The organism is Mycobacterium sp. WMMD1722, assembly GCF_049315205.1.
GTDB lineage: Bacteria > Actinomycetota > Actinomycetes > Mycobacteriales > Mycobacteriaceae > Mycobacterium.
This window is the reverse complement of the sequence record NZ_CP186056.1, coordinates 2,979,128-2,992,817: the sequence shown is the minus strand read 5'-3', so window position 1 is coordinate 2,992,817 and position 13,690 is coordinate 2,979,128. Positions and strand designations below refer to the sequence as shown.

The window sequence follows — 13,690 nt, the reverse complement described above, 5'->3', positions numbered from 1 at the left end:
GAGGTTCAGCAGTGAGCAATTCCATCGAACGAGTAGGCGTGATCGGCGCCGGCCAGATGGGCGCGGGTATCGCCGAGGTCTCCGCGCGAGCGGGTGTCGACGTGCTCGTCTTCGAGACCACCGACGCACTGGTGACCGCCGGCCGAAACCGAATCACCAAGTCGCTGGAGCGCGGCGTCAGCGCCGGCAAGGTGACCGAACGCGAGAAGGCCGCCGCGCTGGACAAGCTGCGGTTCACGACGTCGCTCGAAGATCTGTCCGACCGTCAGCTGGTGATCGAGGCGGTGATCGAGGACGAGTCGGTCAAGGCGAAGATCTTCGCCGAGCTCGATCGGGTGGTCACCGATCCCGAGGCGGTGCTGGCGTCCAACACGTCCAGCATCCCGATCATGAAACTCGGTGCGGCAACCCAGAATCCGGGCCGTGTGCTGGGGCTGCACTTCTTCAATCCGGTGCCGGTGCTCCCGCTCGTCGAACTCGTCAGCACGCTGGTGACCTCCGATTCGGCGATCGCGCGCACCGAGCGGTTCGCCAGCGACGTCCTGGGCAAGCAGGTGGTGCGCTGCAGCGACCGGTCCGGCTTCGTCGTCAATGCGCTGCTGGTGCCGTATCTGCTGGCGGCCGTACGCATGGTCGAGGGCGGTTTCGCCACGATCGAGGACGTCGACAAAGCCGTCGTGGCCGGACTGTCGCATCCGATGGGCCCGTTGCGGCTCTCGGATCTGGTGGGTCTGGACACCTTGAAGCTGATCGCGGACAAGATGTTCGAGGAGTTCAAGGAGCCGCTGTACGCCGCGCCTCCGCTGCTGCTGCGCATGGTCGAGGCGGGTCAGCTGGGCAAGAAATCGGGCCAGGGCTTCTACAAGTACTGAGGTCCGGCTCGGCGCGTCAACGCGGTGCGGGCACGGGTGACGATCTCCCCGCGCCGGTACCGTAGTTGTGCCGCGCTGACCCGCACGATCTGCCAACCCTTCTCGGCGAGGAACTCCAGCCGATCGATATCCCTGGCGTAGTCGTCCGCGTTCACGAAATGCTGTTCCCCGTCGTACTCGACGCCGACCATCGCCTCGGGCCACCCCATGTCGATGCGACGCACGACGCGGCCCCATTCGTTCATCACCGGGATCTGTGTGACGGGTCTGGGCAGTCCGCCCCGAATGAGGACCAGCCGCAGCCGCGTCTCCTGCGGTGATTCCGCGCCGGGGTCGACGAGGTCGAGAGTCGCACGCAGACGCCGGATTCCGCGCGCGCCAGGGTAGCGCGCGGCGGTGCTCTGGACGTCCTCGACGGAACACCGCGTTGCGTTCAGGATCGCGTCGACGCGGATGATCGCCTCGTCGCCTCGCAATCGGCGACCGAGGTCGTAGGCCGTCCGCGAGGCAGTGGTGTGGCGCATCGGGCCCGCGCAGCGCAACTCGTCGTCGCTGATGACGCCGCTGTGAACCGTGATGCCCGGCGGCGACGGCGTGCGCACTCGGGCGATCTCGGCGGGCCCGTCGGGAGGTAGCCATCGGGTGCCGAGCAGCGCGGCCGCCGAGCTGCCGACCAGTACCGCCTTGCCGCCGGACCACAGCCACGCCGCCTCAGCCCGTATGCGCGCGTCGAGCGGCAATCCCGCGGGCGCGTAGACGTTGTGATGAATCTTCACGTACTCGGAGCGCAGCATCTGCCGCGTCACTCGGCCGGAGGCCAACGCCTCACTGCCGACGACCAACCGTCCCATACCTGGTTAGGCGTAAATGGGGCCCGATCGGTTCCGCGAGACTACGGAATATGACGATATTCGCGCGATTTCCGTCATAGACCGTAGTCTCGGCGACTCGAAAACCCGAGGCGGGCACTCAGGCCTCGGACAACCGCTTCTTCTCCGTGTCCACCTCGAAATCCGGTGCCGGCCAAGACAAGTCGAGTCGCTCCAAGGCCTCGACCAGCAGTTCGGTGACCGCCAGCCGGGCGTACCACTTCTTGTCGCACGGGATGACGTGCCAGGGCGCGTAGTCGGTCGACGTACGCTCGAGCATCGCCTGGTAGGCCTCCTGATATCGGGGCCACAGCAGTCGCTCGTCGATGTCGGCGGGGTTGTACTTCCAGTATTTGTCGGGCCGGTCGAGGCGCTTGGCGAGGCGCTTCTTCTGCTCGTCGAGCGAGACGAACATCGCCACCTTGACGATCGTCGTGCCGTCGAGCACGAGCCGCTTCTCGAAGTCGTTGATGGTGTCGTAGCGGGTGCTCCAGATCTCCGGGGCCACCAGGTCGTGCACCCGCACGATCAGCACGTCCTCGTAGTGCGAACGGTCGAACACCCCGATGTGGCCGGGGGTGGGCAGTTCCCGCTCGATGCGCCACAGGAAGTCGTGGGCCAGCTCCTCCTCGGTGGGCTTGCCGAAGTTGGAGTACTCGACGCCCTGCGGATTACCCGCGCCCACAACGTGTTTGACGATGCCGCCCTTGCCTGCGGTGTCCATCCCCTGCAGCACCAGCAGCACCTTGCGGGTGTCGCCAGCCAAGCTGTTGGCGTAGAGCATCTCCTGCAGCACCGCGAACCGTTCGTTGCGCTCCGTCTGCAACTCGGGCGCATCGCTCTTGCTGCCCTGGAAACCGGGCGTGGCACTGGTGTCGATGGCGGCGACGGAATCGCCGGGACGAAACTGCAGGTGCACATGCGGCTCGTGGGTCCACAACTCCGGCAGATCTGAGGTGTCGGTCACCGGGTCAGTCAAACACCTGCGGCGGCAGAATCGGTGACGGATGGGCCATCGAACGGAATTTCTCGAGCGATCCGCCCACCTCGACGATGCCGCACAGCGCATTCCAGGACAGCATGGTCAGGTAGTCGATCAACTCGTCGGCACTCACCCGTGGGTTGGACATCCATGAGTGCGTGGCCAGCTGCACCCCGCCGACGGTGTGGTAGGCCCACGCCTCCACGCCGCCGGTCTCCATCCCCGCCTCGTTCATGCGGCGCCGCAGCATGACCGCCAGCATCCGGGCGATGATCTGCTCGGAATCGGCGACGGCCTTGCTCTTGCTCGCGGAGTTGTTCGCCATCACGAACCGGTAGGGCTCGGGTTCATTGGCGACGGTCTGCACGTAGACCTTGATGATCTCGCGGGTCAGGTCGAAGCCGTCGAGATTCGACATCAGCGCGGCGGCCATGTTCGGGATCAGGGTGGTCTGGGCGAACCGCATCATCACCGCGGTGGTGAGATCGTTCTTGTCGACGAAATAGCGGTAGAGCACCGTTTTGGACACCCCGATCTCGGCGGCGATCTCGTCCATACTGACGTTGCTTCCGCGGCGGCGGATCGCTTCGAGCGTGCCGTCGACCAGTTCGTTGCGGCGATCGACCTTGTGCTGATGCCAGCGCCGCTTGCGTCCGTCGGTCTTCACCGCCACCGACTCGGTCTGCTGTGCCACTGTCCCCGTAGTCCGTTCTTCGTGTCTCCCACGATAGTAAGGCCGATCTCACGGGCCCGGCTCGGCGGACCGGCGGCGCCGCGGAGTACGGGATGATGGACGTCGTGGCTCACAGAACCGACACCGGCGCGCCTTCCGCCCGGCCCAGTTTCGCCGAGGCGCTCGCCGGCGCGGATTCGGCCGCCGACGCCGAGCGCCGCCGTGGCCTGCGGCGGATGAAGGCGGTGGCGTTGAGCTTCCTGCTGGGCGCGACGGCGATCTTCCTGATCTGCACGTGGCTGCAGTCCCGCGGTGATGCGCCGGGCTGGGTGGGTTACGTGCGGGCGGCGGCGGAGGCCGGGATGGTCGGCGCGCTGGCCGACTGGTTCGCCGTGACGGCGTTGTTCCGCCATCCGCTGGGCATCCCGATCCCGCACACCGCGATCATCAAACGCAAGAAGGACCAGCTGGGGGAGGGGCTGGGCGAGTTCATCCGGGAGAACTTCCTGTCCCCGGCCAACGTCGAGACCAAGCTGCGCGACGCCGACGTGGCCGGCCGGGTGGGCCGGTGGCTGTGCGACCGGGGCCACGCCGAGCGGGTGGCCACCGAGACCTCGACGGTGTTGCGCGTGCTGGTGGAGATGCTGCGTGACGACGATGTCCAGCAGGTCCTCGACCGGATGATCGTGAAGCGGATCGCCGAACCGCAGTGGGGCCCGCCGGTCGGCAGGGTGCTCTCCCAGTTGCTGGCCGAGGGTCGGCAGGAGGCGCTGATCCAGCTGCTGGCCGACCGCGCCTTCGAATGGTCGCTGAACGCCGGTGAGGTGATCGAGCGGGTGATCGAGCGCGATTCCCCCCAGTGGTCGCCGCGCTGGGTGGACCACCTGGTCGGTGACCGGATCCACCGCGAGCTGATGGACTTCACCGACAAGGTGCGCCGCAACCCCGACCACGAACTGCGCCGGTCGGCGACGCGATTCCTGTTCGAGTTCGCCGACGATCTGCAGAACGACGAGGCCACCATCCAGCGGGCCGAGAACGTCAAGGAGCAGATCATGGCGCGCGACGAGGTTGCCCGCGCCGCGGAGACCGCCTGGACCGCCGCCAAGCGGATCATCCTCGAGTCGGTCGACGACCCGTCCTCGACGTTGCGCGCGCGCATCGCCGACACCGTGATGCGCGTCGGGCAGAGTTTGCGCGACGACGAGGATCTGCGCACCAAGGTGGACAACTGGATTGTCCGCGGCGCCCAGCACGTGGTGGCCGAATACGGTGCCGAGATCACCACGATCGTCACCGACACGGTCCAGCGCTGGGACGCCGAGGAAGCCAGCAGCCGCATCGAACTACATGTCGGCCGCGACCTGCAGTTCATCCGGATCAACGGCACCGTCGTCGGATCGCTCGCCGGACTGGTCATCTATTCGATAGCCCAGCTAGCCTTCTGACCTGCGCTAACTACTGCTTGCAATAGTTAGCACTCTTGCGTACCGTGGATTGTGTCGTCAATCGGATACTCGTCCATCGAGGAGGTCACGGATGTCGCAGGAGGAAAATCTTGCCACCGTCGTGACCAGTGCAGCGCAGGACATCGGAAGCTTCATCCGGAGTCAGCGTGAAGCGGCGCAGGTGTCCGTGCGGCAGTTGGCCGAGAAGGCCGGTGTGAGCAATCCGTACCTCAGCCAGATCGAGCGGGGGTTGCGGAAGCCGTCCGCCGACGTTCTCAGTCAGATCGCCAAGGCGTTGCGGGTTTCGGCCGAAGTGCTCTATGTGCGAGCCGGGATCCTCGAACCCAGCGAGCCCAACGAGGTCCGCGACGCCATCGTCAACGACGCGGCGATCACCGAGCGGCAGAAGCAGGTGCTGCTCGAGATCTACACGTCGTTCTGTCAGCAGAACGATGCCCTCGCCGAGGCCGGCGCGGGCGGTGACGTGGACACCGGCCAACTGGAACACCTCTACACAGAAGATCCCGGAAAGGACATCCGACATGGCTGAGAACGCCGACCGCAACCAGCTCGACATCGAAGATCTCAAGGCCCCGCTGCTGGCCGCAGTCGGCGCAGCCGACTTGGCCCTGGCCACCGTCAACGAGATCGTCGCCACCCTGCGCGACCGCGCCGAAGAGGCCCGCACCGACGCCAACACCCGCGTCGAGGAGAGCCGGGCCCGGATCACCAAGCTGCAGGAAGAGCTGCCCGCCCAGGTCAACGAGCTGCGCGACCGCCTGACCACCGAGGAACTGCGCAAGGCCGCCGAGGGCTACGCCGACGCCGCGCAGAGCACCTACGCCAAGCTGGTCGAGCGCGGCGAGGCCGCCCTGGAGCGGTTGCGCAGCCAGCCGGCCCTCGGCGACGCCGCCACCCGGGTCGAGAGCTACACCGACCAGGCCGTCGAGCTGACCGAGCAGGCCCTGGGCACCGTCGCCTCGCAGACCCGCGCCGTCGGTGAACGTGCCGCCAAGCTGGTCGGCGTCGAGCTGCCCAAGCGCACCGAAGAGGCCGCCGCGCCAGTCAAGGAAGCCGCCGAGAAGGCCCCCGCCAAGGCTCCGGCCAAGAAGGCCCCGGCCGCCAAGAAGGCTCCGGCCGCCAAGAAGGCGCCCGCCGCCAAGAAGGTGACGCAGAAGTAGATCGACGCGGACAGGGTTCGACCTGACGCTGACGCCCGCATAGGCTGGTGAGGTGATACTTGCCGACCTTGCGGGCGTCATCGTCTTCGGGCTTGTCCTGCTCGTGCTGGTCGTCGGCGTCTACTCCTTCGTGCACGCCGCGATCCAACGCCCCGACGCGTACACCGCGGCCGGAAAACTGACCAAACCGGTGTGGTTGGCGATCCTCGGCGGGGGTGTGGTCCTGCTGTTGCTGTTCCGCGATGCGTTCGGCGCGGCGATCTGTGCCTGCGCCTGCGGCGTCTACCTGGTCGACGTGCGTCCCAAGATCCTGGAGATCCAGGGGAAGTCGCGTTAGGCCGGTGTCCAAGACCTTCGCCGTCGCAACATTTCTCGCGACGTCCCTGACCCTTGTCGGTGCGCCGACCGCCGCGGCTCAACCCGGCGCCCCCGGCTATGTGGACCACGTCGTGTGGGCCAAGTGGGGCGACCTGTCCAGCCTGCGGGTGTACCCGACGCCCGCCGCCCGCCAGGCCGCCCGCCAGCCCGGCACCGTCGCCGCGGCGGATCAGGCCTGGGCCGAGGTGCTCGCCGCATCGCCCGACGCGGACATCCCGGGCATGCGGGAACAATTCATGTGCCACTGGCAGTACGCCGAACTCGCTCAGCCCGGCAAGCCGAGCTGGAACCTCGAACCCTGGCGCCCCGAGGTGGACGCCACCACGATGGTGGTCTCCGGATGCAACCCCGGCGGCTCCGAAGAGCCGTTCTGATGGGGCAGTGGAGCCGTAGCGCCGTCGCCGACCTGGTCGACCACACCCTGCTCAAACCCGAGGCCACCGTCGCCGACGTCGCCGAATTGATGGCCGAGGCCGGCCGGCTCGGGGTGTACGCGGCCTGTGTGTCCCCGTCGATGGTGCCGGCCGCCAAACGGGTCCAGCCCGCCGACGTCGCGATCGCCGCCGTCGTTGGATTCCCCTCCGGTAAGCACCTTCCGGCGGTCAAGGCGCAGGAAGCCGCCTACGCCGTCGCGGCGGGCGCCGACGAGATCGACATGGTGATCGACGTGGGTGCGGCGCTGGCCGGGGAATTCGACGCCGTACGGGCGGACATCGTCGCTGTGCGCACCGCGATCGGCGAACGCACGGTGCTCAAGGTCATCGTGGAATCCGCCGCACTGCTCGCCCATGCCGGCGAACAGGCCCTCATCGGCGCGTGCCGGGCGGCGGCCGACGCGGACGCGGAGTTCGTGAAGACCTCCACGGGCTTTCACCCGTGCGGCGGCGCCTCGACCGCGGCGGTGGAGATCATGGTCGCCACGGTGGCCCCGCACCTCGAGGTGAAGGCCAGCGGCGGTATCCGCACCGCCGCGGACGCCATCGCCATGCTCGACGCGGGGGCCGCCCGGCTGGGACTGTCCGGCACCCGTGCGGTGCTCGACGGACTCGCCTGATCGCTCAGAGACCGGCTCAGAGACCGGCTCAGAGACCGTTGAAGCAGGGGTCCTCGCCACCCTTGGGCATCTTCGCGTTCTGCGTCGAGAACAGGGCATCGACACCGCTGTCGGTGACTGCGACGCGCTCGGCCTTGATGTCCATCGGATAGTTCTGCGTCAGTTCGGCGGTGAAGGCGTCCAGCGCCGGCTGCACGGCCTCGCGCGGCAGCGTGAAGCCCAGCCCGGTCAGGTTGGTGACCTGCAGGGCGATGCCACCGTTGCTGACCTGCGGTTTGGCGGTGATACTGCCCAGCGGGCCCTTGAGCTCGATGGTGCCGTCGGACGGATTGGTGGCCACCCCGGACAGGAAGCTGCCGAACAGCGGGATGGCGTCCTGCACGGTCTGCTTGATGCCGTCGGCCGACCAGTCGATGTTCGCCGCGAGCGAGCCGACCGTGCCGCTGGAGTCCGCGGTGTCCTCGATGCGGACATCCTTGATGTCGATCGTGACCTTCATCCCCTTGGCGTCGCGGATCTGATTTCCGGCCGTCTCGATGTTGATGTTCGTGTAGTGCCCCGTCAGGTGTTGCAACAGGAAGGGCGGCAGCGCCCCGAACGACGCCGAGGCGTCGTCCTGGACCACGCACGAGACCACGCGAGACACCACGTCGTCGGCGCGGCTGCGGGCATAGAGTTCGCCGCCGAGCAGCCCCGCCGCGATGAGAGCCACCACGATGACCACGGCCAGCACGATCGACAGCGGATCGCTGAACATGTTCCGGACCTTGCCGAGGAAGCCCCGATCCGGGGGCGGCGGCGGTGCGTCCGGGGGGTACGGCTGGGGCGGGACTGGCGGCTGGTTGGCCGGGCGGGCCCAGGGATCGGTCATCCCGGCGATTCTGCCTTACCGCTCACCCGACACGGCGGCGGCCGAGCGGTTGTCGAGCACCGCGACGGTGTCGCGGACGGCGCGGGACGCCTCGAAATCCAGGTCGGCGACGAGCAGATCCGGTTCGGCCTCGGCTCTGATCACGATGTCCCCGGTGGCCGAGGTGACCAGGCTGCCGCCGATCCCGGTGGGGGCCGAGCTCGCGATCTCCGCACCGGGGTAGGCCTGGTCGACCGCGGCGACATAACCGGTGGTGTCCAAGGCCCGGGCGCGGGCGAGCAGCGTCCACTGTTCGAGCTTGCCGGGGCCGGCGCCCCACGAGGCGTGCACGGTGATCAGCTGGGCGCCGCGGCGGGCGAGTTCGACGTAGAGCTCGGGAAAACGGATGTCATAGCACGTCGTCAGCCCTACGGCGACACCGTCGACGTCGATCAGCGTCGGCGCCGAACCTGGTGCGACGGTTCGGGATTCGCGGAATCCGAACGCATCGTAGAGGTGGATCTTGTGATAGTGGGCGTCCACACCGCCGCCGGTGGCCAACAACGTGTTGGTGACCCGCCCGTCGTCGCTGGGGGTGAACATCCCGGCGACCACGGTGAGGCCGTGGCGCTCGGCGATCGAACGCACGCCGTCGGCCCACGGTCCGTCGAGCGGTTCGGCGACGCGATCCAGCGCCACGCCGAAGCGGCACATCGTTGCTTCCGGGAACAGCGCCAGCCGGGCGCCCGCACCGGCTGCGCGGCGGACGGCGTCGTCGACGGTCTGCAGGTTGCGGGCCGGATCGGTGCCGCTGATGATCTGCGCGAGGGCTATCCGCATGGCTACGAGACTACGGGCGCGACACAACTCCACGGGATGGTGAGCACTCCGTCGCGCATCCGGCGGCGCGGTGGGTCGACCGGATATCCCTGTGCGCTCAGCAGGTCGAGCATGGCCCGCCAGCGGATGCGCGGCCCGAACACACCGTGCCCGGCAGCGGTGGCCCAGGCTCGATCCGCCGCGGCGAGTAACCCGTGGACGGGTTGGCCCGCGACGTTGTGGTGGATCAGGACTTTGGGCAGCCGCTCGGCCAGATCGGAAGGGCGGTCGATGGCGAACGGATCGCAGGCGAGGGTCAGGCTGAGCGGTCCGGCCCGGTCGAGCAGCACCCATGCGCAGCGCCGGCCCAGTTCGTCACACGTGCCGTCGACGATCAGTCCGCCCGGCGCCAGCCGCGCCTGCATCGTGCGCCAGGCGTCGGCCACCGCCTCGGGCGGATACTGGCGCAGCACGTTGAACGCCCGCACCAACACCGGACGCAGCCCGGCGAGTTCGAACCCGCCGAGCGCGAACTGCACGTCGGTGGCCGCGGCGCGCGCGGTGGCGACGCGTTCGGGGTGGATCTCCAGGCCGACGACGCGCACGTCGGCGCGCACCAGGCGCAGCCGGGCCGCGAGTTCGAGGGTGGTGACCGGCAGCGCACCGTAGCCGAGGTCCACCACCAGCGGATCGGCGGCGGCCTGTAGCGCCGAGCGCACGCGGCGCGAATGCACCAACCAGCGATCGCTGCGGCGCAGCCGGTTGTGGCCGGTGGTGCCGCGGGTGGGTTGTCCGACCGGAGCACCCATGCTCGGCAGTGTAGGTCCGCCGAGCCGGCGCGGCGGGCACCGACGCGGCCGGGTTCAGCGGCGGCCGGCCAGCCAGGCTGCGGTGAAGTCGCGCTCGGCGTCGAACATCTGCGCCATGTTGGTCAGAATGAGGTCTTCGAGGGTGCCGCCGATCAACGGGATCGAGACTTTGCAGGTGCTGCGGATCCGGACGCGGCATCCGGCGGGTGTATCGGCCACGTCGTAGTCGCCGCCCAGGCGTCCGGGCGCTCGCGGCATGACAGCCTCGAACGAGCCGGTAGCCCTACGGGTTTCGCGATCGAACGGGTCGAAGCGCTGACGCCGGGTGATCACCAGATCGACGGGCATCGCCTGGCGGGCGACGGGCGGCAGGTCTTCGCGCGGCAGCACCTGGCGCAGCGCGACATCGGCTCCGCCGGCTTCGTCCGCCGCGAAGTGCACGAGTTCGGTACGGGGGTTGAGATCGCGGTAGAACTCCGTGAGCGCCCGCCAGTACTCCTCGGAAACGAACCGGGCGTGGATCTCGTCGGCCGGGGCGTCGAAGCCGAGCGTGTGCTCCCTCCGCCGGCTCACGAATTGATCCACATCGTGGTGAAGCGCTGTTCGGCGATCATCAGCTCGACCAGGCCGCTGCCGATGAAGTTCTCGATCTTGCCGCCCACCAGCGGAACCCGAACCTCCACGGTCACCTTGAGCTGCAACCGGGAACCGCCGTCCGGCCGCGGTGCGAGCACCGCCGATCCGGTCAGCGATACCGGTGCGCCGTGGATCGAGCCGTTCACCGTGGCGGTGGCCCGGCCGCCGTCGCTCCCGTCCGCACCGCCGATGCCGCTCCAGACCTCCTCGCGCTGGATGGCCAGATCGCCGCGGTGGAACTGGGTGACGACCGCGGGCAGCCGGTCGGAGCGCAGCACCTGGGTGGTCGTCACGTCGATGCTGCCGTCGTCGCCGACGGTCATGGCGTCCAGCGTCGCGTCGTCGGCACCGGAGTCGGCGAGTCTGGCCAGCCAGTAGGCCTGGTTGCGGAAGGCGCTGTGGACCTGTTCGACGGTGCCGTCGTATTCGGCGGCCAAGTCGAAGGAACGCGGCATAGCTGGCCAGGCTACCGTTACGGGCCGTGGGTACCGGCGGGCAGGAGCGAAGCGACCGGGGGAGAGATACCGGCGGGCAGGAGCGAAGCGACCGGGGGAGACTTACCGGCGGGCAGGAGCGAAGCGACCGGGGGAGACTTACCGGCGGGCAGGAGCTGGCGGGCGCGACCGTCGAGGCGGATGTCGCGTTGGCGCCGCTGACCACCCTGCGCGTCGGCCCGGTGGCCGACACCCTCGTCACGGCCGCCAGCACCGAACAGCTCATCGCTGCCCTGCGGGCCCCGGCCACCCGCGACGCCCTCATCCTCGGCGGCGGTTCGAATGTGGTGCTCGGCGACGGTCTCACCGGCCTGACCGTGATCCGCGTGCTCAACACCGAGATCACGGTGCACGACGGCATCGTGCGGGCCGAGGCCGGCGCCACCTGGGACGACGTCGTGGTCACCGCTCAGGCACACGGCCTCGGTGGCCTCGAATGTCTGTCCGGCATCCCGGGTTCGGCGGGTGCCACGCCGGTGCAGAACGTCGGCGCCTACGGGGCCGAGGTGGCCGACACGATCCGCCGCGTCCGATTGTTCGACCGGCGCAGCGGAACCGACGAATGGGTCGGCCCGCAGCACCTGGGTTTCGGCTACCGCACCAGCGTCCTGAAACACTCCGCGCACGCGGTGGTGCTGGAGGTGGAGTTCGCACTCGACACCGAGGGCCGCAGCGCGCCGCTGCGCTACGGCGAATTGGCGCGCACCCTCGGTGTCGAACCGGGCTCCCGCGCCGATCCGTCCCGGGTTCGCGAGGCGGTTCTGTCGTTGCGGTCCGGGAAGGGCATGGTGCTCGACGACGCCGACCACGACACCTGGAGCGTGGGGTCGTTCTTCACCAATCCCGTGGTGTCCGAGCAGACCTTCGGGCGGCTGCAAACGTCGTTCGCCGATCCGGTGCCCGGTTATCCCGCGCCGGACGGAGTCAAGCTGGCCGCCGGATGGCTGGTGGAGCAGGCGGGTTTCCGGAAGGGCTTTCCGGGCGCCGACGCGCCGGTGCGACTGTCGACCAAACACGCCCTGGCGTTGACCAACCGGGGCGGGGCGAGCTCCGCGGACGTCATCGCCGTCGCCAGGCGGGTCCGCGACGGAGTGCGCGACCGGTTCGGGATCGAACTGGTCCCCGAACCGGTCCTGATCGGGTGTGCTCTCTAAAGCAGGTCGGCGGTGAGTGCCAGGACGGCCACGTCGTCGGCGGGGTTCAGCTTCGGGATCAGGGTGGCGAGGTCGTCGACCAGTGCCGCGGCGCCGAGCCCGGCCCGGGCCGCGGCGAACTCCTGCAGCGACTCCTGGTCGAACGGTGAGGTTCCGCGACGCGCCTCGACGAGGCCGTCGGTGTAGAGCAGCAGCGTCTGACCGGGCCGCAATTCGGTTCGATAGGTGTCGAAGGTGGCGTTCGGCGTCGCGCCGACCAACATGCCGATGCGGGACCGCACCGGCGTCGCGGTCGGGATGTCCGGATCGAGCAGCAGCGCGGGGGTGTGGCCACCGGTGCTGAGTGCGACATCGAAGCCGCCGCCCGGGCGGGGTTGCAGCGTCACCAGCAGCACGCTGCAGAAGCGTCGCGGCGCCAGCTCGCTGAGCATGACCCGGTTCAGTTCGGCCAGCGCCCGCCGCGGATCGGGATAGTGCAGCGTCGCCGAACGCAGGGTGTAGCGGATCAGCGAGGTGAGGGTGGCGGCCTCGACGCCGTGGCCCTGGACGTCGCCGATGAACAGCCCCCAGCGGTCCGCGCCGAGGGGAAACACGTCGTAGAAGTCACCCCCGACGTGTCGTGGCGACGCCGGCCGGTGGTGGGCCGCCAGGGTCAGACCCTCCACCCGCGGGAGCACGGGGGGCAGCACGATCTGTTGCAGGGCGGTGGCGTATTCGCCGATGTCGTCACGTTCGCGTTCGGCGGTGTCGCGGTCCAGGCGCGCCTCGTCGCGGTCGCGGCGCGCCTCGTCGCGGTCGCGGCGCGCCTCGTCCCGGTCCGATTCCACCTGATCCCGGGCCAGCGCCACGCTGTCGCGATCCCGCACCGCCGTGTCGCGATCCTGACGTGCGCCGTCACGGTCGGCCTCGGCGACGCCACGCAGCGTGCGCTCGGCCTTCAACGCCTCGAAAGCGGATAGCCGCAGCTCCAACTGCTCGACCACGACGACGGCGAGATTGACCAGCACGGCGAGCTGCTCCGGGCTCGGCTCCACACGCGCCCTGGTGTCCATCACCGACAACGCGCCGACCCGGTGCCCGTTGACCGCTTTGAGCGGCACGCAGGCGTAGAAGCCGATGCCGTACTCGCGGACGAAACGCAGATCCGCGGTACGGACGTCGCCGCGGGTGTCGCTGACCACGTACGGCGCGTCGTCGCCGATCGCCGACGCACACAGGCCCTCGAAGCGGTCGACCTCGGAAAGCCCGGTCAGGCCGTGGGCGGCGACGTACCAGATCTGCGACTCGTCGACCAGCGACACCGTCGCGTACGGGGCATCGAAGAACTGCGCGATGACCTCGGTCATCCGGTCGAAAACCGGGTTGAACGGGCCCACGGCCGCGCGGTAACGCTGCACCGCAGCCAGCCGCGCCGCTTCGAAGTCGTCGCCGGACCCGGTGTCGTCGCTCACGGATAGTCCATACCCACGAT

At 68.9% G+C, this 13,690-nt stretch carries 17 protein-coding genes; 8 read left to right on the top strand and 9 right to left on the bottom strand.

The genetic code is table 11. From position 1 onward, the window contains the following. Nucleotides 1–11: 11 nt before the first annotated feature. On the top strand, nt 12–872 hold the full coding sequence (locus tag ACN27E_RS14390) for a 3-hydroxybutyryl-CoA dehydrogenase (protein ID WP_422742372.1): 861 nt from the start codon (nt 12–14) through the stop codon (nt 870–872). On the opposite strand, the gene ACN27E_RS14385 is transcribed toward ACN27E_RS14390, so the two are convergent. The 3 genes from ACN27E_RS14385 to ACN27E_RS14375 form a co-directional block, all read right to left on the bottom strand. Continuing rightward, the gene (locus ACN27E_RS14385; RefSeq protein WP_422742370.1) at nt 860–1,723 is read right to left on the bottom strand and encodes an endonuclease domain-containing protein; all 864 of its coding nucleotides are present in this window, start codon (nt 1,721–1,723) and stop codon (nt 860–862) included. The genes ACN27E_RS14390 and ACN27E_RS14385 overlap by 13 nt on opposite strands. A gap of 118 nt (nt 1,724–1,841) precedes the next feature. Further along, a complete protein-coding gene (locus ACN27E_RS14380; RefSeq protein ID WP_422742368.1) occupies nt 1,842–2,708 on the bottom strand; it encodes a polyphosphate kinase 2 family protein in 867 nt (288 codons plus the stop codon). Nucleotides 2,709–2,712: 4 nt separating this feature from the next. Further along, the gene (locus ACN27E_RS14375) at nt 2,713–3,417 is read right to left on the bottom strand and encodes a TetR/AcrR family transcriptional regulator (RefSeq protein WP_422742367.1); all 705 of its coding nucleotides are present in this window, start codon (nt 3,415–3,417) and stop codon (nt 2,713–2,715) included. Between the two features lie 104 nt (nt 3,418–3,521). Between ACN27E_RS14375 and ACN27E_RS14370 the strand changes: the two genes are divergently transcribed. The 6 genes from ACN27E_RS14370 to deoC all read left to right on the top strand — a co-directional run bounded on the left by ACN27E_RS14370 (nt 3,522) and on the right by deoC (nt 7,457). Next, complete coding sequence (locus tag ACN27E_RS14370; RefSeq protein WP_422742366.1) at nt 3,522–4,844, top strand: DUF445 domain-containing protein; 1,323 nt, start codon at nt 3,522–3,524, stop codon at nt 4,842–4,844. A 91-nt stretch (nt 4,845–4,935) separates the two neighbouring features. Then, a complete protein-coding gene (locus tag ACN27E_RS14365) occupies nt 4,936–5,394 on the top strand; it encodes a helix-turn-helix domain-containing protein (RefSeq protein ID WP_422742364.1) in 459 nt (152 codons plus the stop codon). After that, nucleotides 5,387–6,025 (top strand): heparin-binding hemagglutinin, encoded by a 639-nt coding sequence (locus tag ACN27E_RS14360; protein WP_422742363.1) that lies wholly within the window; start codon nt 5,387–5,389, stop codon nt 6,023–6,025. The genes ACN27E_RS14365 and ACN27E_RS14360 overlap by 8 nt, the downstream gene beginning before the upstream one ends. Before the next feature lie 52 nt (nt 6,026–6,077). Beyond that, on the top strand, nt 6,078–6,362 hold the full coding sequence (locus ACN27E_RS14355) for a DUF2516 family protein (RefSeq protein WP_422742361.1): 285 nt from the start codon (nt 6,078–6,080) through the stop codon (nt 6,360–6,362). Nucleotides 6,363–6,366: 4 nt separating this feature from the next. After that, the gene (locus ACN27E_RS14350; RefSeq protein ID WP_422742360.1) at nt 6,367–6,777 is read left to right on the top strand and encodes a DUF2599 domain-containing protein; all 411 of its coding nucleotides are present in this window, start codon (nt 6,367–6,369) and stop codon (nt 6,775–6,777) included. Further along, entirely contained in the window at nt 6,774–7,457 is a 684-nt protein-coding gene (deoC, locus tag ACN27E_RS14345; RefSeq protein ID WP_422749876.1) for a deoxyribose-phosphate aldolase, read from the top strand. Before ACN27E_RS14350 ends, deoC begins: the two co-directional genes overlap by 4 nt. Before the next feature lie 28 nt (nt 7,458–7,485). Here the strand turns inward: deoC and ACN27E_RS14340 are convergent, their stop codons facing one another. From ACN27E_RS14340 to ACN27E_RS14320, 5 genes are read right to left on the bottom strand one after another with little or no spacing between them, the layout of a single operon-like run. Then, on the bottom strand, nt 7,486–8,328 hold the full coding sequence (locus tag ACN27E_RS14340; RefSeq protein WP_422742358.1) for a DUF2993 domain-containing protein: 843 nt from the start codon (nt 8,326–8,328) through the stop codon (nt 7,486–7,488). Between the two features lie 15 nt (nt 8,329–8,343). Then, a complete protein-coding gene (locus tag ACN27E_RS14335) occupies nt 8,344–9,147 on the bottom strand; it encodes a carbon-nitrogen hydrolase family protein (RefSeq protein WP_422742357.1) in 804 nt (267 codons plus the stop codon). Nucleotides 9,148–9,149: 2 nt separating this feature from the next. Continuing rightward, nucleotides 9,150–9,935, bottom strand: a complete 786-nt coding sequence (locus ACN27E_RS14330; RefSeq protein WP_422742355.1) for a class I SAM-dependent methyltransferase — start codon at nt 9,933–9,935, stop codon at nt 9,150–9,152. A gap of 54 nt (nt 9,936–9,989) precedes the next feature. Beyond that, on the bottom strand, nt 9,990–10,508 hold the full coding sequence (locus tag ACN27E_RS14325) for a DUF2505 domain-containing protein (RefSeq protein WP_422742353.1): 519 nt from the start codon (nt 10,506–10,508) through the stop codon (nt 9,990–9,992). After that, nucleotides 10,505–11,026: a DUF2505 domain-containing protein gene (locus tag ACN27E_RS14320; RefSeq protein WP_422742352.1), complete on the bottom strand. Its 522-nt coding sequence runs from the start codon at nt 11,024–11,026 to the stop codon at nt 10,505–10,507. The genes ACN27E_RS14325 and ACN27E_RS14320 overlap by 4 nt, the downstream gene beginning before the upstream one ends. Nucleotides 11,027–11,181: 155 nt before the next feature. On the opposite strand from ACN27E_RS14320, the gene ACN27E_RS14315 reads away from it, so the two are divergent. Continuing rightward, complete coding sequence (locus ACN27E_RS14315; protein WP_422749875.1) at nt 11,182–12,219, top strand: UDP-N-acetylmuramate dehydrogenase; 1,038 nt, start codon at nt 11,182–11,184, stop codon at nt 12,217–12,219. On the opposite strand, the gene ACN27E_RS14310 is transcribed toward ACN27E_RS14315, so the two are convergent. Continuing rightward, nucleotides 12,216–13,670, bottom strand: coding sequence for a PP2C family protein-serine/threonine phosphatase (locus ACN27E_RS14310; RefSeq protein ID WP_422742350.1), 1,455 nt, complete (start codon nt 13,668–13,670; stop codon nt 12,216–12,218). The two genes, ACN27E_RS14315 and ACN27E_RS14310, sit on opposite strands and share 4 nt — an antisense overlap. Nucleotides 13,671–13,690: the final 20 nt, after the last annotated feature.